Origin of the sequence: Acidovorax sp. LjRoot117 (genome assembly GCF_964252695.1) — a bacterium.
GTDB lineage: Bacteria > Pseudomonadota > Gammaproteobacteria > Burkholderiales > Burkholderiaceae_C > Acidovorax.
On sequence record NZ_CAXUPO020000007.1, the window covers coordinates 84,856 to 106,357 of the forward strand.

The window sequence follows — 21,502 nt, forward strand, 5'->3', positions numbered from 1 at the left end:
GGTCCGGCTCAGTCGGCCAGTGCGCGGGTGACCACCTCGCGCACGTCGTTGGACAGGTCGGGCTTGGCGGCCACGCGGGCGATGGCTTCGCGGGCGGCGGTGCGCCAGGGCTCGGCCAGTTTCTTCCAGCGGTCCAGCGCGCGCGCCAGGCGGGCAGCGACCTGCGGGTTGATGGCGTCGAGCTCGATCACCCGGTCGCTCCAGAAGACGTAGCCTGCGGCATCCGCGCGGTGGAAGGCGCCGGGGTTGGCGCTGCAGTAGCTGAAGATCACGCTGCGCGCGCGGTTGGGGTTCTTCAGGCTGAAGTCCGGGTGCTGCATGAGCTGGCGCACGGCGGGCAGCACGTTGCCACCACGGTCGGGGGCGCCGGCCTGCAGCGCGAACCACTTGTCGATGACGAGCGGCTCGTCCTTGAACATCGCATGAAAGCGCGCCAGCGCTGGCGCCGCCAGCTCACTGCCGCTGGCCACCAGCGCGGTCAGGGCGTTGAAGCGGTCGGTCATGTTGCTCGCCACCTTGAAGCGCTGCAGCGCCTTGCCGGGCCAGACGGCGTCGCCGGTCTTTTGCGCGGCGATGCACAGCATGTGCAGCGCCAGGCCGCTCAATGCGCGGCGGCCGGAGGAGACCGGGTCGGGGCTGTAGCCGCCGGTGTCCTGGTTGTGCTCCCACACGGTCTCCCAGTCGGCTTGCAGCGACACGGCCAGTTGCTCGCGCATGGCTTCGCGCACCGCGTGGATGCGCTGCGGGTCGACCACGGCCAGCTGTTCGGCGATGTAGGTCTCGGACGGCAGCGTGAGCACCAGCTCCTTGAACGCAGCGTCCAGCAGCGGGTTGCGCAGCACGGCGCGCATGGCGTCCACAAACTCTGCAGGCAGGATTTGAGAGTCTGATGGGCCGCTACCGCTTGTCTGTTGTGCGCTACCAGCTACAACATTGATAGCGGCGCACGCAAAGCGCAGGGCCAGGCGCTGGCCAGCTTCCCAGCGGTTGAACGCGTCGGTGTCGTTGGCCAGCAGGGCCAGCAGCTGGGCGTCGGTGTACTCGATGTCCAGCACCACCGGGGCGCTGAAACCGCGCAGCACGGATGGCACGGGCTCGGCGTCCACGTTGGTGAAGGTGAGCGTCTGCGATGCCTCGGTGAGGACGACCACGCGCGACGTGGGCACCGCGGCATCAGCAGCGTCGGTGCCAGCGCCTTCACCCGACAGGTGCAGAGGCAGGGCGGCGCCGGTGGCGGCGTCGATGAGGCCCAACTCCACCGGTATCACGAAGGGCAGCTTCTCGCTCTGGCCGGGCGTGGGGTCGCAGCTTTGCGCCAGGGTGAGCGCATAGCAGCGCGTGGCGGCATCGTAGCGGCCCGTGGCGCGCACGCGGGGCGTGCCGGCCTGGCTGTACCAGCGCTTGAACTGGGGCAGGTGCTGCGCCAGGGGGCTGCCCGGGTTGGCGTCGGCAATGGCCTGCACGAAGTCGTCGCAGGTCACGGCGTGGCCGTCGTGGCGTTCGAAGTACAGCTTCATGCCCTTGGCAAAGCCTTCGCGGCCCACCAGGTTGTGCTGCATGCGCACCACTTCCGCACCTTTTTCATAAATGGTGACGGTGTAGAAGTTGTTGATCTCGACGTAGCTGTCGGGCCGCACCGGGTGGGCCATGGGGCCCGCGTCTTCGGGGAACTGGGCGGTGCGCAGCACGCGCACGTCTTCGATGCGCTTGACGGCGCGGGCCGACGGGCTGCCGGCCAGGTCCATGCTGAATTCCTGGTCGCGGAAGACGGTGAGGCCTTCTTTCAGCGACAGCTGGAACCAGTCGCGGCAGGTCACGCGGTTGCCCGTCCAGTTGTGGAAGTACTCATGGCCGACCACGCTTTCGATGTTGGCGAAATCCACATCGGTGGCCGTCGATTCGCTGGCCAGAACGTACTTCGTGTTGAAGATGTTCAGGCCCTTGTTCTCCATGGCGCCCATGTTGAAGTCGCTGGTGGCGACGATCATGAAGCGCTCCAGGTCCAGCGGCAGGCCGAAGCGGGCTTCGTCCCAGGCCACGCTGTACATCAGCGAGTTCATGGCGTGTTCGGTCTTGCCCAGGTCGCCGGGGCGCACGTACACCTGCAGCAGGTGGTCGGTGCCCGAGCGGCTCTTGATGTGCTGCTCGCGCGCCACCAGCTTGCCCGCCACCAGGGCGAACAGGTAGCAGGGCTTCTTGTGCGGGTCGACCCACTTGGCGAAGTGCCGGGCGCCGTTCGGGCCGTCTTCCAGCGGACCGCTGTCCACCAGGTTGCCGTTGCTCAGCAGCACCGGGTACTGGGCCTTGTCGGCGCGCAGCGTGACGGTGTAGCTGGCCATCACGTCGGGCCGGTCCAGGAAGTAGGTGATGCGGCGAAAGCCCTCGGCCTCGCACTGCGTGAAGAATGTGCCCTGGCTCACGTACAGGCCCATGAGCTGGGTGTTCTTGGCGGGGCAGCAGGTGGTGAAGATCTCGAGCGTGAAGGGCTCGTTGCCGTTGTCTTCGATGGTGGGCAGGTTCTCCAGCACCAGGCGGGAGCCTTCCATCTTGAACGAGGTGCCCTGGCCGTTGACCAGCACGCGCGCCAGGTTCAGCTCGTCGCCGTCGAGCTTGAGCGGCTGCGCGGCCACGTCGGGGTTGCGGCGCAGCAGCATGCGGTTGAGCACGCGGGTCTTGGCGGGGTCCAGGTCGAAGGTCAGCTCGACGCTGTCGATCCAGTAGGCGGGGGCGGTGTAGTCCTCGCGGCGGATGGCGGCCGGGTGGGCCACTGCGTCTCCGCTTCCGTCTGCTTTATGCAGTTGCAACATGGATGCTCTCCAGAAAGTCGGTGTTCATGAGTTCGGTGTAGTCGCGCACGGCGGCCACCACGTGGGGGCCCGCCAGTTCGTCTGCACTGTGGGTGCTGCAAATGGCCACGGCACGCATGCCGGCGCGCCGCGCGGCCTCGATGCCGAAGGGCGCGTCTTCAAACACGATGCAGTGCTCGGGCGCCACGCCGATGCGGCGCGCGGCCTCCAGAAAGATCGCCGGCTGCGGCTTGCCGGGCAGGCCCTCGTCGCCGCGCACGATGGCCAGCGGAGCGGGCTGCAGGGCGAGGTGGCCCAGCGCGAACTCCACGTTGCCGATATCCCCCGCCGTGCCCACCGCCACCTTCAGGCCGCGCGCATGCACCTGCGCCGCGAACGCGCGAAAGCCGGCCACTTCGGCAAAGCGTGGCGCGAACAGCTCGCGGTAGATGGTTTCCTTCTCGTGCGTGAGCGCGTCGGCTTCTTCCTGCGACACCGCGCGGCCCAGCAGCTCCACGATGCACTCGGTGCCATTCTTGCCCGTGGTGCGGGCCATGAGGTCGGGCACATCGATGTGCATGCCGCGGCGGCGCGTGAACTCGACCCAGGCCTGGGCGTGCCAGGGCATGGAGTGGATCATGGTGCCGTCCATGTCGAAGATGATGGCTTCGGTGTGCGCGGGCGCACCTGCAGTGCGCAGCAAAGGGGTGGCGGACATGGATTACACGCCCTGCTTGAGCGAGGCTTCGATGAACGCGTCCAGGTCGCCGTCCAGCACCTTTTGCGTGGCCGAGATTTCGACGTTGGTGCGCAGGTCCTTGATGCGGCTGTTGTCCAGCACGTACGAGCGGATCTGGTGGCCCCAGCCCACGTCGGTCTTGGTGTCTTCCAGCTTCTGGGCTTCTTCCTGGCGCTTGCGCATCTCGAAGTCGTACAGCTTGGAGCGCAGGCGCTGCCACGCGATGTCGCGGTTGCCGTGCTGGCTGCGGCCGTCCTGGCACTGCACCACGATGCCGGTGGGGATGTGGGTCAGGCGCACGGCCGAGTCGGTCTTGTTGATGTGCTGTCCGCCCGCGCCGGATGCGCGGTAGGTGTCGGTGCGCACGTCGGCCGGGTTGATGTTGATCTCGATGGAGTCGTCGATCTCCGGGTAGACGAACAGCGACGCGAACGAGGTGTGTCGGCCGCCCGAGCTGTCGAACGGGCTCTTGCGCACCAGGCGGTGCACGCCGGTTTCGGTGCGCAGCAGGCCGTAGGCGTACTCGCCCTCGACCTTGATCGTGGCGCTCTTGAGGCCGGCCACGTCGCCCGGGGTTTCTTCTTCGACCGTGGTCTTGAAGCCCTTGCGCTCGGCGTACTTGAGGTACTGGCGCAGCAGCATGCTGGCCCAGTCGCACGCCTCGGTGCCACCGGCGCCGGCCTGGATGTCCACAAAGCAGTTGAGCGGGTCGGCCTCGTTGCGGAACATGCGGCGGAACTCCAGCTCTTCGATGAGCGGGCGCAGCTTGGCGGTCTCGGCCTCGATGGTCATCAGGCCGGGTTCGTCGCCTTCTTCCTTGCTCATGTCATAGAGCTCGGTGTTGTCGGCCAGCTCACGCGTGAGCTTGTCGAGCGTGACGACCACGCCGGACAGCGACTTTTGTTCCTTGCCCAGCTCCTGGGCCTTCTTCGGGTCGTTCCAGACCGAAGGGTCTTCCAGCGATGCGTTTACCGTGCGCAGGCGTTCGAATTTGGCATCGAAGTCAAAGATACCTCCGTAACTCTTGCGTTCGCAGAGTCAGGTCGCTGAGGGAGGTGCCGATGAGGTTGATACGTTCTGCGTCCATGATTCTTGTCCTTGGGTGTTCTGTGGAATAACCCGCGATTTTCTCATGGGACGGCCGCTTCACTGCGCAAAGCCCTCTGGGGCGCTGACGGGTGGGGCCGCTGGCGCGCGCTGCACAGCCGCCTGGGGCAGAAAATTTCAAAAATGATAGCTGCTCGCGCTTGCTGGACAAGCGGTGGCGGCCATTTTGGCTTTAAATACCGCAGTTGGCACCGCCGTGGATGTGCCAGTGGGGCCGTACACGGCGCGTCGGTTGCACGCCAGTTCGGCGCCACGGCTGCGTCACCGCCGCGTCGGTGGCACATCGTTCGGCGCTCAGCCGATGGCCTCAGTGGCCGGCCAGGAAGGTCTCGATGAGCTGCGCCACCTGCTCGGGCTGGTCGTGGTGCAGCATGTGCCCGGCGTCCTGCACGACGGCGGTGCGCACGTCGCGCACATGGGTCAGGCGCTGGTGGTATTCATCGAGGCTGTACTTGCCCTTCCACCACTGGCCCAGGCTGTCGTCGCTGGCCTCCACCGCCAGCACCGGGGCGGCGATGCGGTCGTACAGCGCCAACGCCTCGTCCAGCCGGTAGAGCTGCGCACTGGTGATCTTGTGGGCCGGGTCGCCCAAAATTTCCCACTGGCCCTGGGCGTTGGGTCGGGCCCAGTGGCCGGCCAGCCATTGGGCCTTGTCATCGGACAGGCGCGGGTTGGTCTTCATCAGCCGGCGGGCCACACCGTCCTGGCTGTCGTAGGTCTTGAGCGCCAGCTCGCCGCTGCGCAGCTGCTTGAGCTCGTCGATCCACTGCGCATAGCGCTTGGGCGCCTGCTCGGGCTTGGAAGCAGGCATGCCGAAGCCCTCCAGGTTGACCAAGCGCCGGATGCGCTCGGGGCGCACGCCCGCATACATCATGGCGATGTTGCCGCCCATGCTGTGGCCCACCAGGTCGATGGCTTCGCCGGGGGCGTAGTGGTCCAGCAGCATGTCCAGGTCGGCCAGGTAGTCGGCAAAGAAGTAGTGGTCGGCCTGCGCGGTGGAGGTGAGCCCAAAGCCGCGCCAGTCGGGCGCGATGATGCGGCGGTCCTGCTGCAGCGCATCCACGGTGAACTGGTACGACGCGCCCACATCCATCCAGCCGTGCAGCAGCACCAGCGTGGGCAACGGGCTCTGTTCCGGGCCCCAGTGGCGGACGTGGTAGTTCAGGTGGCGCAGGGGCAGCGTGCTGCTGCGGGAGGGCTTGAGCGGGGTGTACATGGGCGGCGGCGCGAAGTGGGGCAGCAAGAAGGTTCCGCAAAGCCATTGGCCTGCAGGTGCCACTGGATGGTAATGGGGCGGCCCTCTGCACTGCCGCCATCGGTGTCGCCTGCGCGGCTGGTGGGGTAGGGGCGAGGCGGGGTCGTCGGGCCGCCCTGGGGCGGCCTGCAGAGCGCAGCGAAATCCATTATTCTGCGCAGTCCTTCGTTTGCCCGTACTCCTTCTTCCCATGCAAAAAATCCAACTCGGCACCAGCGATCTGCAGGTCACTCCCATCTGCCTGGGCACCATGACTTTTGGCGAGCAGGTGGCAGAGGCCGATTCGCACGCCATCCTCACGCGCTCGCTCGACCGGGGTGTGAACTTCATCGACACGGCCGAGATGTACTCGGTGCCGGCCAAGGCCGAGACCTTCGGCGCTACCGAGACCATCATCGGCAACTGGTTCGCCAAGAACCCCGGCGCTCGCCAGAAGCTGGTGGTGGCCACCAAGGTCGCAGGCCCCTCGCGCGGCATGCCCTGGGTGCGTGAAGGCAAGGGCATGACGCCGGCCGACATCGTGGCCTCGTGCGACGCCAGCCTGCGCCGCCTGCAGACCGACGTGATCGACCTCTACCAGATCCACTGGCCCGAGCGCCATGTGCCCGCCTTCGGCAACCTGTACTACGACCCCGCCAAGGAAACGTCGCAGACCTCCATCCATGAACAGCTCGAAGCGCTGGCTGGCCTGGTCCAGGCCGGCAAGGTGCGCCACATCGGCCTGTCCAACGAGAGCCCTTACGGCGTGCACGAATTCGTGCGCCTGGCCGAGCAGCACGGCCTGCCGCGCGTGGCCACGGTGCAAAACCCGTACTGCCTGATCAACCGCACCTGGGAAAACGGCCTGGACGAAACCTGCCACCGCCTGAACGTGTCGCTGCTGGCGTACTCCCCGCTGGGCTTCGGTTTGCTGACCGGCAAGTACGACGACAGCGGCCTGACGGGCCCCGGCGCGCCGCAGGGTGCGCGCATCGCCACGTACGAGTCGGTGCGCAAGCAGCGCTGGGGCCGCCCCGAGGCGCTGACCGCATCGCGCCGCTACAACCAGCTGGCCCGCGACAACGGCCTCACGCCCACGCAACTGGCCCTGGCTTTCTGCTACACCAAGTGGCAAGTGGCCAGCACCATCATCGGCGTGACGTCGGTGGCGCAACTGGATGAGGACCTGAACGCCTGGGACACGAAGCTCTCGACCGAGGTGCTGCAGGCGATCGACGCGATCCGCTGGGAAATCCGCGACCCTGCTTTGTGATTTGCGGCGTTCCCCGTCGCGTTGAAGCAGCTGAGCACCACCACCACCGTTCACGCTGAGCCTGTCGAAGCGCCGCGCAGCGTTTCGACTTTTCTGCTGTGGGGTGGGCGTTCGGCAGGCTCCACACCGCTGTTGCGTCGGTGATGGAGTGCGCTCCGTGAAGGGGCTTGAGGATCGCTGACCTCTTCGGGCACCGCCAGTGCACCTTTGCACTGGCGAGCGTGCCTTCATCAGGCTGCTGCGGCTTCTGCCGTCAGCGCGCCGTCCTTCCACGGCACGCCGTGGGCCTCGCCCAAATCCCAGAACAAGCCTGCCATCACCGCCAGCCCTTCGCGCGCCACCGACGCCAGCAGATGCTCGTTCGGCGCATGCTGTGCGCAGGCCGGGTACGAATGCGGCACCCACAGCGTGGGCAGTCCCAACTGGTCGGCAAAGATGTCGTTGGGCAGCGAACCCGCCAGGTTGGGCAGCAGCGTGGCGGCCTGGCCAGCGCTGGACTGCAGCGACGCCAGGGTCCAGTCCACCCAGGGGTTGTGCAGGTCCAGCCGCGTGGCGCCGCACACCATGCCCATGGTGATCTCTACCCCAGCGAAACCATGGGCGTCCAGGTGCTCGCGCAGGGTGCGCTCCACGTTGCGCCAGTCGGTGCCCACCACAAAGCGCAGCTGGCAGTGCGCCACCGCGCTGGACGGTATGGCATTGATCGGACGTTGCGCATTGCCAGAGCCCAGCGCCAGCACCTCCAGCGTGTTCCAGCCCACCAGTTGCTCGGCGGGCGTGAGGCCCGGCTCGCCCCAGCCGGGCGTGAGCGCGGGGTCGTCCGCACCGGCGCCGATCACCACGTCTTTCAGCGCGGTGCGCAGCTTGTCGGGCACCGAGGGCGGCAGCAGGCCTTTGACGAGGATGCGGCCTTTGGCATCCACCAGCGTTGCCAGCGCATGCGTGACCACCGTGGCCGGGTTGGCCAGCACGCCGCCCCAGTTGCCGGAGTGGTAGGCCTTGTCGCGGCTGCGCACGGTGAGCGAGAAGTTGATCGCGCCGCGCGACCCGAGAAAGAGGGTGGGGTGGCCCGCATTCACGCGGGGGCCGTCGCTGGCGACGAAGAGGTCGGCCTTCAGCGCATCGCTGTGCTGCTCGCAGAACGCCGCCAGGCCGGGTGAGCCGGCTTCTTCGCCCATCTCCATGATCAAGGTCACGTTGTAGCCCAGGCGGCCGCTGCGCGCTTCGATGGCGTGGGCCAGAGCTGCCAGGCTCACCGTGTGCTGGCCCTTGTTGTCGGCCGTGCCGCGGCCATACCAGCGGTTGCCTTCGATGGTCATCTCCCAGGGAGAGAGGCCTTCGCGCCAGTTGCTCTCCTGCCCGTTGACCACGTCGCCGTGGCCGTAGGTGAGCACGGTGGGCAGGGCCGGGTCTTCCACGCGCCGCGCGACGAGAAAAGGACCGCCCTGGGGCGAGGGGTTGCCCAGCACCTGGCATTCGAAGCCCAGGGGCGCCAGCCACGGCACCATTTCATCGGTCAGGTACATGCGCAGTTCGGGTGGCACCTTGCCGGTGTCGCTCTCGGTGCGCCAGGCCACGCGGCGGCGCAGGTCGCCTTCGAAGCGGCCGTCGTCGAAGTAGCGCTGGACGCTGTCTATCAGTTGTTCGCGGGTCATCGTGCGGGTCCTTCCGGATGTTGTCGTCTCTGCATTCATCAGTCCACCACGATCTTGGCGCGGTGGGCCAGCGCGCGGTAGCGGCCGATCTCGTTGTCCATGGCGGCGTGCATGGCTTTGGGGCCGATGAACACCGGCTCCATGCCCTGGGCGCGGATCTGCTCTTGCAGCTGCGGGTCGCGCAGGGCGGCTTCCACTTCCTTGAGCAGCTTGTCCACGATGGGTGCCGGCGTGCGCGCGGGCGCGGCCACGGCATACCACCCATCGAAGGCGGCGTCGGGCAGCTTGAGCTCTTGCACGGTGGGCACCGTGGGCAGGGCGCGGGCGCGTTCGTTGCCCGCAATGGCCAGGGCGCGCAGCTTGCCGGACCGCACGTGCGGCGCGGCGCTGGCCACGGTGTCGACGGCCATCTGGATCTCGCCGCCGATCAGGCCCATCATGGCCTGGGCGCTGCCGCGGTAGGGCACGTCCTGCAGGCGCACATCGGCCGCCTGCTCGATCAGCGCGCCCACCAGGTGCGGTGCAGAGCCCGAGCCGAAGGTGGCGTAGTTGATGGTCTTGGGCGCGGCTTTGGCCGCTGCCAGCAGCCCCGCCAGGTCCTTGTACGGCGAGGTGGCACTGACCACCACCACTAATGGTGCGCGCGCAATGATGGCCACGGGGGCCAGGTCCTTGAGCGGGTCGTAGGGCAGCTTGGGGCGCAGCGCGGCGTTGACGGTGTAGCTGGTGGAGCCCGACACCAGCAGGGTGTAGCCATCGGGCTCAGCTTTGACCACGCTGTCGGTGCCGATGATGGTGGAGGCGCCGGGCTTGTTGTCGACGACGACCGGCTGGCCCAGGCGGGTGGCCAGCTTCTGGCCCAGCGCGCGGGCCACGGCGTCGGTGCCGCCGCCGGGCGGAAACGGCACCACCAGGCGCACGGACCGCTGGGGCCAGGCATCCGGCTGCGCAGCCGTCTGGGCGAAGGAGGGGCTGCCGACACCGGCAAGGACTGCAAAGGCGGTCAGTAGGGCGGACAACAACGAGGGGCGGACAAGGCGTTTTTTCATGCGGACTCCGGTGGTGAGGCCTGGGCGCAGGTTGCAGCTGCCACAAGGCGGCGCGGCATGTGCACACGGGCATGGATGAATTGGAGCCCTAAGCCATGCAAGATGGAAGCCGGTTTACCATTGCTTTGAATAGAGATTTGGCAACTGACCATTGCCTTTTTATGACTTGACGCCGCCATGCCGATTTCATTGCTCAGCCTGTCCGTGCGCTACTTTCTGGAAGTGGCGCGCACGGGCTCCGTCAACCAGGCGGCGCAGCGCCTGCACGTGGCCGCATCGGCCGTGAGCCGCCAGTTGGGCAAGCTGGAGGACAGCCTGGGCGTGGTGCTGTTCGAGCGACAGGCACGCGGCATGGCGCTGACCGAGGCGGGCACCCACCTGCTGGCCCACGCCAATGCGCACGACGCGCAGGCCACTGAGCTGGTGGATCAGCTGCAGGGCTTGTCGGCCCAGGGCGCGGTGCGCGTGCGCGTGGCCTGCACCGAGGGCTTTGCCGCCACGTTCATGCCGCTGGTGATGTCCAGCTTTCGGCAGGCCTACCCGCAGGTCCAGCTGCAACTGCAGGTGGCTGTGCCGCAGGAGGTGTCGGCCCTGGTGCTGCGCGGGGAGGTCGACCTGGCGCTCAAGTACAGCGTGGCGCCGGAGAAGGGGCTGCAGGTGCTGCACTCGGCCATCGCACCCATCTACGCCATCATGCCGGCGCAGCACCCGCTCGCGCGCCAGCGCAGCGTGTGCGTGGCCGATGTGGTGCGGTACCCGCTGCTGATGGGCGCCAGCAGCACCACCGGGCGGCAGTTGTTCGACCTGAGCTGCGCGGTGCAGGGGCTGCGCTATGTGCCGGCGGTGGAGAGCAACTTCTCGTCCGCGCTGCTGCCGCTGCTCAGCGGCCAGGACGTGGCGCTGGCCAGCTACCTGACCGCGGCGCGCTGGGTGGAGGCCGGCCTGCTGGCGGCCCGGCCTTTCGACGAGGCGCAGCTGCAGCAGCGGCGCCTGCAGGTGCTGGCGGGCGACGGGCGGGTGCCGTCGGCGCTGGTGCAGCAGTTCACCGATGCGCTGGTGGCGGCCATCGAGCAGTACGGCAAGCGCAAGGTCGGGCGGCGCAAGTCACGCGACGCCGCGCAGGCTGCGTGGCCTTGATGGCACCGGCGGCACTGGTGGCGGCACTGGCGTCGGCAGCCGTCGCACGGCGGGCGGGCGGCTCTGCAAGTGGCTACCATTCGCTTCCTACCCAGACCGCACCATGGCCAAGAAAGAACACGTCTCCGAAACCCAAGCCACCCAGTTGCTCAAGGCGAACAAGGTGGCCTTCACCGAGCATCCGTACGAGTACCTGGAGCACGGCGGCGCGCTGCACAGTGCCGAGGTGCTGGGGCTCGACCCTTTCACCGTCGTCAAGACGCTGGTGATGCAGGACCAGGACGCCAAGCCGCTTTTGGTGTTGATGCATGGCAACCGCAAGGTTTCCACCAAGAACCTGGCGCGCCAGATCGGCGCCAAATCGGTGGAGCCGTGCGCGCCCGAGGTGGCCAACCGGCACAGTGGCTACCTGGTGGGCGGCACGTCGCCGTTCGGCACGCGGCGCGCCATGCCGGTGTACATCGAAGAGACCATTCTGGAACTGTCCCGCATCGCCATCAACGGCGGGCGGCGGGGCTTTCTGGTGCAGCTGGACCCGCAGGTGTGCGTGCAGTTGCTGGGTGCCAAGCCCGTGCACTGCGCGCTGGCAGAATAGGCCGCCCTGACCACAGCCCGCCAGAAGGCTGATCCACCGACCAACGAGGAATTGCTTTGACCGCCGTCTACCCCCTGCTTGCCACCGTGGCCGCCTACCTGCTGGGCTCGCTGTCGTTCGCCGTCATAGTGACGCGCGTCATGGGCCTGAGCGACCCGCGCACCTACGGCAGCAAGAACCCTGGCGCCACCAATGTGCTGCGCTCGGGCTCCAAGGCCGCGGCCATCATCACGCTGCTGCTCGACGCCCTGAAGGGCTGGCTGCCCGTGGCGCTGGTGATGTGGTTCGGCCACCCCTATGGCCTGGAAGACGGCACGGTGGCCCTGGTGGGCCTGGCGGCGTTTCTGGGGCATTTGTGGCCCGTGTTCTTCCGCTTCGAGGGCGGCAAGGGCGTGGCGACCGCACTGGGCGTGCTGATGGGCATCAGCCCGTGGCTGGGCCTGGCCACGGCGCTCACCTGGGTCATCATCGCGTTCTTCTTTCGGTACTCGTCGCTGGCCTCGCTGGTGGCTGCGGCGTTTGCGCCGGTGTACTACCTGCTGGTGGACGGCGTGGTCTGGTATGCCGAAGGCACGATCGCGGTGTCCATCGTGGTGATGGCGCTGCTGCTGGCCTGGCGGCACAAGGAAAACATCCAGCGGCTGATTGCGGGCAAGGAATCCCGCCTGGGCAGCAAGAAGACCGCGCAGGCTGCAGAGGCTGCGGGCAACAAGGCCGCCAAGTAGGTCTGATGTTGGCGGCGCCGACGGGCGATCGCTGCCGGCCAGGTTTGCGCAGTGCGTTGGTGCCTGCCGTGCCGAACGTGTTCTAGAGCGCGCTCGGCCCCGTGGTGAAGCTGCGCAGCCCCGCGCTGTGCTGCGCGGCATACAGGCCCAGGCGCATCATCGTGCGGTGGTTGAGCTCCAGGCTCACGGCAGAGCGGGCCAGGGCCGACTGGATGCGGGGCTTGCCGCTGGCGGTCTGGTACAGGCTCGGCTGGGCGTGGTGATGGCCGCTGCGGTCCAGCAGGCTGGCGACCAGCGGGTGGTTAGCCTTCTCGCTGCGGCGCAGCACGATGGCGGTTTCACCGTTGTCCAGTTTCACGAAGGTGCCGGGCGGGCACAGGCCGATGGAGCGCACCAGCGTGTAGCTCACCTCGTCGCGCTGGTCGATCTCCTGCCCCACGATGGCCCGCACCGAGTCGGTCGCGCTGCGGCCGGCGCGGGACTTTCGCGGGCTGATCATGGCCGCGTAGCGGTCAATGGTGCCCAGGATGCGGGTCAGGCGGTCTTCGGGGTCCTGCTGCGCCAGCGGTACCCGGTCGGCAATGCTCGCGTGGTGCTGCCCCACCACATCCAGCCACAGGGTGTCGTTGATGAACAGGCGCTCCAGCACCAGCATGCTTTCTTCCGGGTGGCTCTTGATGGCTTCCTGCTGCGCGCTGGTGGGGCGTTCGCGCTGCTCGGCCAGCTCGTCCTGCAGGGCGGTCATGCCGATGTTCATCGTCAGGGCTGCGCGCACCAGGCTGTCGCGCTCCCGCTGGGGCAGCTGCAGCTCCTGCGCCATGATGTGGCACAGCGTGCCGCACACCAGCGCGTGCGACGCGCTGTAGCCCACGGTGGACGTGGCCGCGAGCTGGAACATCAAATACAGCGCGGCGTCGATGTCGTGCGCCACCAGGTCCTGCAACCAGCCGTCGAACTGGCGCACCTTGGCCGGAAAGTCCTGCACCTGCAGGGGCCGCGAGAGCAGCACCGACAGGGCGGCCTCCAGGTCCGACCACAGGCTCAGCAGGTCCTCGTATTCGCCTTCGGCGTGGTGGTTTCCGTTGGGGTATTGGACGGACATGGCCGGGTGTGAGGGGCGTGCTGGGGTGCTGGTGGGCTGGCTGCGCGGTCAGTTGCGCTTTTCCAGCACCATCTCGTTGTTGATGCGGGTCATCTGGAACTCGTTCAGCAGGCTGTTGCCCAGCAGCACATAAGGCATGGGTTGGGGCGTGATGACCGCCTCGACACCGAACACTTCCACGTCGCCCAGCCGTACGGAATCGAGCTTGATGCGCCAGCCCTGCGTGACGCCGTTGGCGGTGTTCATGCGCACCGGCTGGCCGTTCAGGTAGTTCAGGCCCATGCGGTCGGCATCCGCACGTCCGATGGCCACCGACGACGCGCCGGTGTCCACCATGTACTGCATCACCCGGCCGTTGATCATGCCGCTGTTCAAAAAATGCCCGCGGCTGTCCGCCATCAGCACCACGCGCCGGCCGCTGCCACCTTTCCTGCCCACGCTCACCGGCGCCTCGCCCAGGCGCAGCACGCGCTGTGCGCCCTTGACCTCGACCGTGGCTTCCTCCTTGCCCACGGAGAGCACCTTCACCCCCTGGAACTCATCCCCCGCGCCCAATGCCCGTGGCGGATGCGCATCCACCACCAGCAGCGCCTTGCTGCCCAGCATGCCCGCAATGCCCACCGACTGGGCGTGCGCCCAGACAGGTGCCAGGCACAAGGCGGCGATGGCGAGAGAAACAAACGATCGGGTTTTCATGGATTCACCGCTCTGGGTTGTGCAGCGACTGCGCTTCGAGACTGTCGCTGCCCAGGCCCGCAGACGCCGCGCAAGGGCCGCCCCGCCGCGCTGGCGTCGTCCCCCTTCCCGCGCAAAGCGCGAGAGAAGGGGGAAGGCGCGCAGCGCCTCAGGGGGTTGCCACACAGGCCTAGTCCCTGAAGTTGTCGAACGACAGCGGCACGTCCGTCACATCCTTGCGGATCAGTGCCATGGCGGCCTGCAGGTCGTCGCGCTTGGCGCCGGTCACGCGCACCTTGTCTTCCTGGATGGCGCCCTGGACCTTGAGCTTGCTCTCCTTGAGCAGCTTCTGGATCTTCTTGGCCAGCTCGCTCTCGATGCCGTTCTTCACCTTGATGACCTGCTTGACCTTGTCGCCGCCGATCTTCTGCACGTCGCCCATGTCCAGAAAGCGCACATCCACATTGCGCTTGGTGAGCTTGTTGCGCAGCACGTCTTCGATCTGGGTGAGCTGGAAGTCGGCATCGCCGATCAGGGTGATGTCCTTGTCCTTGATTTCAATGCTGGCCGATGTGCCCTTGAAGTCGAAACGGGTGGCGATTTCCTTGGCGGTGTTCTCGACCGCGTTCTTCACTTCGACCAGGTTGGCTTCGCAGACGGTGTCAAAAGATGGCATGGTGACTACTCTCAATCAATCTCGGGGAAACAGGGGGTGTGGGCAGGGGGCACGCAAGGCCCGATGCGACAATCGGGCCAATGGTAGTCGAGAAAAACGCCCCTTTGCAGCCCTGCAACACCTTTGGCATCGCTGCGCGCGCCCAGACCCTGGTGCGCATCCACGCGTCGTCGGATGTACTGGCCGTGCTGGCCGACCCGCAACTGGCGCCCGCCCCCAAGTTCGTGCTGGGCGGCGGCAGCAACATCATCCTGACCGGCGACGTGAAGCCCGTGGTGCTCAAGATGGAGATCAAGGGTCTGCGCCTGGTCGAGGAAACGCCCAAGGCCTGGATCGTGGAGGCCGGCGCCGGCGAGGCCTGGCACGACTGCGTGGCCTGGACGCTGGCGAACGGCTTTCCGGGGCTGGAGAACCTGGCGCTCATCCCGGGCACGGTGGGGGCATCGCCCGTGCAGAACATCGGCGCCTACGGCGTGGAGCTGCAGGACCGCTTCGAGTCGCTGGACGCCATCGACCTGGCGACAGGTCGCACCTTCACGCTCGATGCGGCGCAGTGCGGCTTTGGCTACCGGGACTCGGTGTTCAAGCACGGCGCGCCCTCGGACGCCTTGGGCGCAGACGGCCTGCCGCGCGGCATGGGCCTGGAAGGGCGGGCCGTCATCACCCATGTGCGCTTTCATTTGCCCAAGCCCTGGAAGCCGGTGCTGGGCTACGTGGACCTGGAGCGGCGCATGGCCGACGAGGGCGTGCAGCAGCCCACCGCCCAGCAGATCTTCGACTGGATCTGCGAGATTCGCCGCGCCAAGCTGCCCGACCCCGCGGTGGTGGGCAACGCCGGCAGCTTCTTCAAGAACCCCACCGTCTCGCCCGACCAGTGCGCCGACATCATCGCCCGCGAGCCGCGCATCGTGCACTACCCCATGCCGGACGGCAGCATCAAGCTGGCCGCCGGCTGGCTCATCGACGCCTGTGGCTGGAAGGGCAAGTCCATCGGCAAGGCGGGCGTGTACGAAAAGCAGGCGCTGGTCCTGGTGAACCGGGGGCGGGGCGCCGACAGCGTAACCGGCGGCGAGGTGATGACCCTGGCCAAGGCGATCCAGACCAGCGTGTACGAGCGCTTCGGCATCCGGCTGGAGCCTGAGCCGGTGGTGGTGTAGCGCGTTCGGCCTGGCGGTGCCCCAGCCGGGTAGGGGTGCACGGAGCCCCTCACCATGAAAAAAGCCACCGGATCTGTTGATCGGTGGCTTTGCTATTTATTTGATAGCTGCTAGCGCTTGTCTATCAAGCGGTAGGGGCTATTTTTGTGCTTAGGGAACACTGGTGCAGCCTGGGGAGCCGCGCTCCGTGGCACCGTGGCAGGTGGGTGGGGTGGGGCGGCCGGGATTGCTCTCCGGTGCCGCACCCACCTGGGCCTCACTTGCGGTCGTTATCCAGCTGCGCCAGGGCCGCGTTGCCGCCCAGCGACAGCAGGCCGGACTTGGCGTACACGCCCAGCTTGTTGCGCGTGTCCGAGATGTCCAGGTTGCGCATGGTCAGCTGGCCGATGCGGTCCAGCGGGCTGAACGGCGCGTCTTCGACCTTTTCCATCGACAGGCGCTCGGGCGCGTAGGTCAGGTTGGGCGATTCGGTGTTCAGCAGGGAGTAGTCGTTGCCGCGGCGCAGTTCCAGCGTCACCGTGCCGGTGATGGCGCGCGCCACCCAGCGCTGGGCGGTTTCGCGCAGCATGATGGCCTGGGGGTCGAACCAGCGGCCCTGGTACAGCAGGCGGCCCAGTTTCAGGCCGTTCATGCGGTACTGCTCGATGGTGTCTTCGTTGTGGATGCCGGTCACCAGGCGCTCGTAGGCGATGTGCAGCAGTGCCAGGCCCGGGGCCTCGTAGATGCCGCGGCTCTTGGCTTCAATGATGCGGTTCTCGATCTGGTCGCTCATGCCCAGGCCGTGGCGTCCGCCGATGCGGTTGGCTTCCAGGATCAGCTCGACCGGGTCGTTGAACTCCTTGCCGTTCAGGGCGACAGGCTGGCCTTCATGGAAGGTCACCGAGACTTCTTCGGCCTTGACCGCCACATCGTCCTTCCAGAACGCGACGCCCATGATGGGGTTCACGATGCGGATGCCGCTGGACAGGAACTCCAGGTCCTTGGCCTCGTGCGTGGCGCCCAGCATGTTGCTGTCGGTGCTGTAGGCCTTCTCGGCGCTCATCTTGTAGCCGAAGCCCGCTTGCGTCATGAACGCCGACATTTCGGCACGGCCGCCCAGTTCGTCGATGAACAGCTGGTCCAGCCAGGGCTTGTAGATCTTGAGCGACGGGTTGGTCAGCAGGCCGTAGCGGTAAAAGCGCTCGATGTCGTTGCCCTTGAAGGTCGAGCCGTCGCCCCAGATGTTGACGTCGTCTTCCTTCATGGCCGCCACCAGCATGGTGCCGGTCACGGCACGGCCCAGGGGCGTGGTGTTGAAGTAGGTCAGGCCGCCGGTGCTGATGTGAAAGGCGCCGGCCTGCAGCGCGGCGATGCCTTCGTGGGCCAGCTGCACGCGGCAGTCGATCAGGCGGGCCTTTTCAGCGCCGTACTCCATCGCCTTGCGGGGGATGGCGTCGTAGTCGGGCTCGTCGGGCTGGCCCAGGTTGGCAGTGTAGGCGTAGGGCACGGCGCCCTTGAGCTTCATCCAGTGCAGGGCTGCGCTGGTGTCGAGGCCGCCGGAGAAGGCGATGCCGACCTTCTGGCCGGTGGGCAGGTTTTGGAGGATGGTGGCCATTGCGGTGTCCGTTGTCGTCGTCGTCGAAGGGGAGGGGCCGGATCAGCCGAAATGGCAGATGTAGTGGTACGCCTCGGTCACGCGGATGTCGAACTTGGAGTTGCCCGGCACGCTGAACTTCTCGCCCGCCGCGGACTTCACCCAGCTGTCGGTGCCGTCGAGCTTGTACTCGCACGAGCCCGCCACGCATTCCATGATTTCCGGAGCGCCGGTGTTGAACGTGAGCGTTGCGGGCAGCACCACGCCCACCGACTTCTTCGTGCCATCAGGGAAGGTGATGCCGTGGCTCACGCACTTGCCGTCAAAGTACACGTTGGCCTGGGTGGTGACGGACACGCCGTCGATTTTTTCGGTGGTCATGGATGCGCTGGTTTGGGTTGGAGGAAACCCGCGATTTTAGGGCAGGGGGCGTGGCCTGCCCGACAGCGCGCTCGCAGTGTCTGTGCGGTGCGGCGCTGCGGGTTTGCAAAGGCCATGAAAAAAGAGCCCTCAAAGGGCTCTTTTGGGCTACCAAGCAGGCCCTGCGAGGGGCTTAGCGCCAGTACGGATTGCGGTGGTGGTAGGGGCGGTCGTACCCGTACTCGATCACTGTCACGGGCGGCGTCACGTAGGTGGGCTGCTGGTACACAGGCTGCACCGGATAGGTCGACGTGACCACGCCAGGCTGGCTGTACACGCCCTGGGACGCATACGGGTCGGGCTGCGTGGAATAGGTCTGGCCGGGCTGCACGCTCACCGGAATCCAGCGGCCTGGGTCGTGCTGGGTGCGGGTGGTGTACTGGCGGCCGGCATATTCATAGACCACGTCGTAGCCCACGGTGCGGTTCTGGTAGTAGGTTTCGGTGGTGCAGCGCTGCACGTTCTGGTACTGCGGCTGGCCGCCCTCGATCTGGTTGCCGATCACGGCGCCACCGATCAGGCCGATGGCTGTGGCGGCGGCCCGGCCGCTGCCCTTGCCGATGGCATTGCCGGCTGCGCCGCCAGCAATCGCGCCCACCACGGCGCCTGCGCCGGTGGTGCGGTTGCCGTTGTAGACGGTTTCATTGCCGCAGACCTGCTGGGGCGTGGCGATTTGCTGCACGACAGGCGTGGCCGACAGCACGCGGCCCTGTTCCTGAGCGCTGGCCACCGTGGCAACGGCTGCGATGGCGGAAAAAATGACGATCTTTTTCATGGAGAAACTCCTTTCGGGTCGGTACATAACGCACCAGACTGTGGAAAAGTTTAGGCCTGCGAGGTCAATTCCGGGCCGTGGAGCCGTAAATCTGCGTAAAGATTTGTGCGATATCTCCGGTCTTCACGCATTGATTCAGGCTTTTTCGCCCTCTCCGCGCCAAGCCAGCCACTGATCCGGCACAAAACCCACTGAAACATGGGTCTTGCCCCCTTGGTGCCACTCCACCACCGGGCGCTTGACGACACTGGGCTGGGCCTGGAGGAGGGTGCCGGCACTGCTTTCATCCTTCACGGCCGACTGGGTGTCGGAGTCGAGCTTGCGCCAGGTGGTTCCCTGGCGGTTGACCAGCTTTTCCCAGCCTACGGCGTTCATCCAGCCGGGCAACCGGTCGGCGGGCACGCCCTGTTTCTTGAAGTCGTGGAACACATGCTCCAGCCCCTGTTCCGTGAACCAGGCGCGGGATTTCTTGACCGTGTCGCAGTTGGGAATGCCGTAGAGAGTGATGTGTGAGGTTGTCATGGCGCACATCATCCGGCAATTGCGCGGTGGGCGACAATCCCGCCCTGTATGCACACCACCCATCACACCCTGGAAGACTGGCTGCGCCACTGCGAGCAGCTGCACCCCCGCAACATCGACATGGGCCTCGACCGTGTGCGCGAGGTGGCCCAGCGCATGGCGCTGCGCTTCGACTGCCCCGTGATCACCGTGGCAGGCACCAACGGCAAAGGCTCCACCTGCGCCATGCTGGAGGCCGTGGCCCTGCAGTCGGGCTATCGCACGGGGGTGTACACCTCGCCCCACCTGGTGCACTTTGAAGAACGCTGCCGCATCCACGGCGAGATCGTGGGTGCTTCTGATTTGATAGCGCACTTCGCTGCCGTGGAAAGCGCCAGGGTGCAAAACGGCGATGAAATTTCGCTCACGTATTTTGAATTCACCACGTTGGCCATCCTGCGCCTGATGAGCCAGTCGCGCCTGGACCTGGCCATCCTGGAGGTGGGCCTGGGCGGGCGGCTCGACGCCACCAACGTGATCGATGCCGACTGCGCCATCATCACCAGCATCGACATCGACCACACCGAGTTCCTGGGCCCTGACCGGGAGAGCATCGGCCGCGAAAAGGCCGGCATCATGCGCACCGGCCGCCCCGTGGTGGTCAGCGACCCGATGGCTCCGCAGAGCGTGGTGGACCACGCCCTGGAGATCGGGGCGGACCTGTGGCGCTTTGGCAAGGACTTCAACTTTTCGGGCGACAAGCAGCAGTGGAGCTGGGCCGGGCGGGGCCGCCGCTACGCCGGCATGGCCTACCCGTCGCTGCGCGGCGCCAACCAGCTGATCAACGCGTCGGGCGTGCTGGCGGCGTTCGAAGCTCTGCGCGAACGCATTCCCGTCACCGCCCAGGCGGTGCGCAACGGCTTGGCCATGGTCGAGCTGCCCGGCCGCTTCCAGATCGTGCCGGGCCAGCCGACGCTGGTGCTGGACGTGGCGCACAACCCGCATTCGGTGGCGGCGCTCACGGCCAATCTGGATGCGATGGGGTTCTTTCCCACCACCCACGCAGTTTTCGGAGCCATGGCCGACAAGGACCTGGCGCCCATGCTGGCCAAGGTGGGGCCGCTGATCGACCGCTGGTACTTCACCAACCTGCCCACGCCCCGGGCCGAGACGGCAGCCGTGCTGCAGCAGAAATGGAACGCCGTGCACATGGTGGCGGGCGGGCGCCGCGATGTGGAGTCGAGCTTGCACGCAGACCCCGTGGCAGCCCTGCAGGCAGCGGTCGAGGCGGCAGACCCCGCTGATAGAATCGTGGTCTTTGGCTCGTTTTTCACGGTGGGCGGTGTGTTGGTCAACGGCACGCCCCGCCTGCACGCCAAACATCTGGGCCAATAGGGACGCATCCGAGGTCTGAACGAGTCGTTACTCCATGGCATTTTTCAAGTTTCGCTGGCCCGGTCAGAGTGAGCAGGCGCCGGCCGAAAAGCCCGCCAAGCGTCCGCGTGCCCCGCAGGCGGACAGCATCGAAGTGATGCGGCGGCGTGCCCGCCACCGGCTCATCGGTGCGGCTGTGCTGGTGCTGGTGGGCGTCATCGGCTTTCCCATGCTGTTCGACACGCAGCCCCGGCCGATCCCGGTCGACATTCCCATCGAGATCCCCGACCGCAACAAGGTCGCACCGCTGGTGGTGCCCGGCCCGGTGGCGCAGGCGCCCGCAGCTGCCGCGCCCCGGCCCGCAACGCCTCCGGCTGCAGAGACTGCCGCGCCTGCGCAGCGCCCGGCACCCGCGCCGGCACCCACGCCTTCCCGCAGCGCCTCGCCCGGCAATGGACTGACGGATGGCGAAGAACTGGTGCAAGGCTCGTCGCGCCCCGCAGCATCCAGGCCTGCAGTGGCTGCAGCCACGCCCGCCAAGCCTGAAGCGAAGCCGGAGCCCAAGCCCGAACCCAAACCTGCGCCAGAGCACAAGCCGGTCACCCGGCCCGACGATGCGGCGCGCGCGCGTGCACTGCTCGAAGGCCGCCAGGCCGAGCCCGCAGCGCCAGCCACTGCGGCCAAGACCGACGAAAGCCGGTTCATCGTGCAGGTGGGTGCCTTCGCCGACGCCGAAAAGGCCCGCGAGGCACGCACCAAGGTCGAGCGATCCGGCATGAAGACCTATACGCAGGTGGTGGACACCAAGGATGGCAAGCGCACGCGGGTTCGCGTCGGGCCCTTCGCCGACCGTGCCGAGGCCGACAAGGCCGCCGCCCGCATCAAGGCGCTGGACCTGTCGGCTTCCGTGCTGACGCTCTAGGCCCCGCAGCAGCTGACCGAACGTGTC

At 67.0% G+C, this 21,502-nt stretch carries 20 protein-coding genes; 7 read left to right on the plus strand and 13 right to left on the minus strand.

Annotated features, from left to right (window positions below; genetic code table 11):
- Positions 1-8: 8 nt before the first annotated feature.
- From pepN to ACSQ3D_RS18250, 4 genes are all read right to left on the minus strand, one after another.
- The gene (pepN, locus tag ACSQ3D_RS18235; protein ID WP_436127834.1) at positions 9-2,807 is read right to left on the minus strand and encodes an aminopeptidase N; all 2,799 of its coding nucleotides are present in this window, start codon (positions 2,805-2,807) and stop codon (positions 9-11) included.
- Positions 2,791-3,504 (minus strand): HAD family hydrolase, encoded by a 714-nt coding sequence (locus ACSQ3D_RS18240; RefSeq protein WP_436127835.1) that lies wholly within the window; start codon positions 3,502-3,504, stop codon positions 2,791-2,793. The genes pepN and ACSQ3D_RS18240 overlap by 17 nt, the downstream gene beginning before the upstream one ends.
- A 3-nt stretch (positions 3,505-3,507) precedes the next feature.
- Positions 3,508-4,612, minus strand: a protein-coding gene (prfB, locus tag ACSQ3D_RS18245; protein WP_436127836.1) for a peptide chain release factor 2 whose coding sequence is annotated in 2 segments (ribosomal slippage) — positions 3,508-4,530 and positions 4,532-4,612 — 1,104 coding nt in all. Because the reading frame shifts where the segments join, the coding sequence is not laid out codon by codon here.
- 327 nt (positions 4,613-4,939) lie between these two features.
- Positions 4,940-5,848, minus strand: coding sequence for an alpha/beta fold hydrolase (locus ACSQ3D_RS18250; RefSeq protein WP_436127837.1), 909 nt, complete (start codon positions 5,846-5,848; stop codon positions 4,940-4,942).
- A gap of 229 nt (positions 5,849-6,077) precedes the next feature.
- Here ACSQ3D_RS18250 and ACSQ3D_RS18255 point away from each other — a divergent pair, with 229 nt between their 5' ends.
- On the plus strand, positions 6,078-7,139 hold the full coding sequence (locus ACSQ3D_RS18255) for an aldo/keto reductase (RefSeq protein ID WP_436127838.1): 1,062 nt from the start codon (positions 6,078-6,080) through the stop codon (positions 7,137-7,139).
- Positions 7,140-7,369: 230 nt separating this feature from the next.
- Here ACSQ3D_RS18255 and ACSQ3D_RS18260 read toward each other — a convergent pair whose 3' ends face one another.
- Together ACSQ3D_RS18260 and ACSQ3D_RS18265 are read right to left on the minus strand one after the other, a co-directional pair.
- A complete protein-coding gene (locus ACSQ3D_RS18260) occupies positions 7,370-8,794 on the minus strand; it encodes a M20 family metallopeptidase (RefSeq protein ID WP_436127839.1) in 1,425 nt (474 codons plus the stop codon).
- 38 nt (positions 8,795-8,832) lie between these two features.
- Positions 8,833-9,843, minus strand: a complete 1,011-nt coding sequence (locus tag ACSQ3D_RS18265) for a Bug family tripartite tricarboxylate transporter substrate binding protein (protein WP_436127840.1) — start codon at positions 9,841-9,843, stop codon at positions 8,833-8,835.
- 177 nt (positions 9,844-10,020) lie between these two features.
- Here ACSQ3D_RS18265 and ACSQ3D_RS18270 point away from each other — a divergent pair, with 177 nt between their 5' ends.
- The 3 genes from ACSQ3D_RS18270 (at position 10,021) to plsY (ending at position 12,300) form a co-directional block, all read left to right on the plus strand.
- Positions 10,021-10,980 carry a LysR family transcriptional regulator gene (locus tag ACSQ3D_RS18270; protein ID WP_436127841.1) on the plus strand — a complete coding sequence of 320 codons (960 nt, stop codon included), beginning with the start codon at positions 10,021-10,023 and terminating at the stop codon, positions 10,978-10,980.
- Positions 10,981-11,083: 103 nt separating this feature from the next.
- A complete protein-coding gene (locus ACSQ3D_RS18275) occupies positions 11,084-11,575 on the plus strand; it encodes an aminoacyl-tRNA deacylase (RefSeq protein ID WP_436127842.1) in 492 nt (163 codons plus the stop codon).
- Positions 11,576-11,631: 56 nt separating this feature from the next.
- Entirely contained in the window at positions 11,632-12,300 is a 669-nt protein-coding gene (gene plsY / locus ACSQ3D_RS18280; RefSeq protein ID WP_436127843.1) for a glycerol-3-phosphate 1-O-acyltransferase PlsY, read from the plus strand.
- An 82-nt stretch (positions 12,301-12,382) separates the two neighbouring features.
- Here the strand turns inward: plsY and ACSQ3D_RS18285 are convergent, their stop codons facing one another.
- The 3 genes from ACSQ3D_RS18285 to ACSQ3D_RS18295 form a co-directional block, all read right to left on the minus strand.
- Positions 12,383-13,402, minus strand: a complete 1,020-nt coding sequence (locus ACSQ3D_RS18285) for an HD-GYP domain-containing protein (RefSeq protein ID WP_436127844.1) — start codon at positions 13,400-13,402, stop codon at positions 12,383-12,385.
- Positions 13,403-13,450: 48 nt separating this feature from the next.
- On the minus strand, positions 13,451-14,098 hold the full coding sequence (locus ACSQ3D_RS18290; protein WP_436127845.1) for a retropepsin-like aspartic protease family protein: 648 nt from the start codon (positions 14,096-14,098) through the stop codon (positions 13,451-13,453).
- 169 nt (positions 14,099-14,267) lie between these two features.
- Complete coding sequence (locus ACSQ3D_RS18295; protein WP_056413553.1) at positions 14,268-14,753, minus strand: YajQ family cyclic di-GMP-binding protein; 486 nt, start codon at positions 14,751-14,753, stop codon at positions 14,268-14,270.
- A gap of 80 nt (positions 14,754-14,833) precedes the next feature.
- On the opposite strand from ACSQ3D_RS18295, the gene murB reads away from it, so the two are divergent.
- Complete coding sequence (gene murB / locus ACSQ3D_RS18300; protein WP_436127846.1) at positions 14,834-15,910, plus strand: UDP-N-acetylmuramate dehydrogenase; 1,077 nt, start codon at positions 14,834-14,836, stop codon at positions 15,908-15,910.
- A 256-nt stretch (positions 15,911-16,166) separates the two neighbouring features.
- Here the strand turns inward: murB and argG are convergent, their stop codons facing one another.
- The 4 genes from argG to ACSQ3D_RS18320 all read right to left on the minus strand — a co-directional run bounded on the left by argG (position 16,167) and on the right by ACSQ3D_RS18320 (position 19,200).
- On the minus strand, positions 16,167-17,504 hold the full coding sequence (argG, locus tag ACSQ3D_RS18305) for an argininosuccinate synthase (RefSeq protein ID WP_396504554.1): 1,338 nt from the start codon (positions 17,502-17,504) through the stop codon (positions 16,167-16,169).
- A 42-nt stretch (positions 17,505-17,546) separates the two neighbouring features.
- Entirely contained in the window at positions 17,547-17,864 is a 318-nt protein-coding gene (locus ACSQ3D_RS18310) for a pyrimidine/purine nucleoside phosphorylase (RefSeq protein WP_056413542.1), read from the minus strand.
- 172 nt (positions 17,865-18,036) lie between these two features.
- Complete coding sequence (locus tag ACSQ3D_RS18315) at positions 18,037-18,678, minus strand: glycine zipper 2TM domain-containing protein (RefSeq protein ID WP_056171798.1); 642 nt, start codon at positions 18,676-18,678, stop codon at positions 18,037-18,039.
- A gap of 135 nt (positions 18,679-18,813) precedes the next feature.
- The gene (locus ACSQ3D_RS18320; RefSeq protein WP_436127847.1) at positions 18,814-19,200 is read right to left on the minus strand and encodes an arsenate reductase; all 387 of its coding nucleotides are present in this window, start codon (positions 19,198-19,200) and stop codon (positions 18,814-18,816) included.
- A gap of 48 nt (positions 19,201-19,248) precedes the next feature.
- Between ACSQ3D_RS18320 and folC the strand changes: the two genes are divergently transcribed.
- The gene (gene folC / locus ACSQ3D_RS18325; protein WP_436127848.1) at positions 19,249-20,574 is read left to right on the plus strand and encodes a bifunctional tetrahydrofolate synthase/dihydrofolate synthase; all 1,326 of its coding nucleotides are present in this window, start codon (positions 19,249-19,251) and stop codon (positions 20,572-20,574) included.
- Between the two features lie 34 nt (positions 20,575-20,608).
- Positions 20,609-21,475 (plus strand): SPOR domain-containing protein, encoded by an 867-nt coding sequence (locus ACSQ3D_RS18330; RefSeq protein WP_436127849.1) that lies wholly within the window; start codon positions 20,609-20,611, stop codon positions 21,473-21,475.
- Positions 21,476-21,502: the final 27 nt, after the last annotated feature.

Bases quoted from the DNA above. Each gene is read 5' to 3' on its own strand.
- ACSQ3D_RS18250 (WP_436127837.1), bottom strand. From the start codon at position 5,848: ATGTACACCCCGCTCAAGCCCTCCCGCAGCAGCACGCTGCCCCTGCGC.
- ACSQ3D_RS18330 (WP_436127849.1), top strand. From the start codon at position 20,609: ATGGCATTTTTCAAGTTTCGCTGGCCCGGTCAGAGTGAGCAGGCGCCG.
- ACSQ3D_RS18260 (WP_436127839.1), bottom strand. From the start codon at position 8,794: ATGACCCGCGAACAACTGATAGACAGCGTCCAGCGCTACTTCGACGAC.
- ACSQ3D_RS18285 (WP_436127844.1), bottom strand. From the start codon at position 13,402: ATGTCCGTCCAATACCCCAACGGAAACCACCACGCCGAAGGCGAATAC.
- ACSQ3D_RS18270 (WP_436127841.1), top strand. From the start codon at position 10,021: ATGCCGATTTCATTGCTCAGCCTGTCCGTGCGCTACTTTCTGGAAGTG.
- ACSQ3D_RS18275 (WP_436127842.1), top strand. From the start codon at position 11,084: ATGGCCAAGAAAGAACACGTCTCCGAAACCCAAGCCACCCAGTTGCTC.
- ACSQ3D_RS18255 (WP_436127838.1), top strand. From the start codon at position 6,078: ATGCAAAAAATCCAACTCGGCACCAGCGATCTGCAGGTCACTCCCATC.
- argG (WP_396504554.1), bottom strand. From the start codon at position 17,504: ATGGCCACCATCCTCCAAAACCTGCCCACCGGCCAGAAGGTCGGCATC.
- ACSQ3D_RS18320 (WP_436127847.1), bottom strand. From the start codon at position 19,200: ATGACAACCTCACACATCACTCTCTACGGCATTCCCAACTGCGACACG.
- ACSQ3D_RS18290 (WP_436127845.1), bottom strand. From the start codon at position 14,098: ATGAAAACCCGATCGTTTGTTTCTCTCGCCATCGCCGCCTTGTGCCTG.
- ACSQ3D_RS18240 (WP_436127835.1), bottom strand. From the start codon at position 3,504: ATGTCCGCCACCCCTTTGCTGCGCACTGCAGGTGCGCCCGCGCACACC.
- pepN (WP_436127834.1), bottom strand. From the start codon at position 2,807: ATGTTGCAACTGCATAAAGCAGACGGAAGCGGAGACGCAGTGGCCCAC.
- ACSQ3D_RS18310 (WP_056413542.1), bottom strand. From the start codon at position 17,864: ATGACCACCGAAAAAATCGACGGCGTGTCCGTCACCACCCAGGCCAAC.
- ACSQ3D_RS18295 (WP_056413553.1), bottom strand. From the start codon at position 14,753: ATGCCATCTTTTGACACCGTCTGCGAAGCCAACCTGGTCGAAGTGAAG.
- murB (WP_436127846.1), top strand. From the start codon at position 14,834: ATGGTAGTCGAGAAAAACGCCCCTTTGCAGCCCTGCAACACCTTTGGC.
- ACSQ3D_RS18265 (WP_436127840.1), bottom strand. From the start codon at position 9,843: ATGAAAAAACGCCTTGTCCGCCCCTCGTTGTTGTCCGCCCTACTGACC.
- ACSQ3D_RS18315 (WP_056171798.1), bottom strand. From the start codon at position 18,678: ATGAAAAAGATCGTCATTTTTTCCGCCATCGCAGCCGTTGCCACGGTG.
- folC (WP_436127848.1), top strand. From the start codon at position 19,249: ATGCACACCACCCATCACACCCTGGAAGACTGGCTGCGCCACTGCGAG.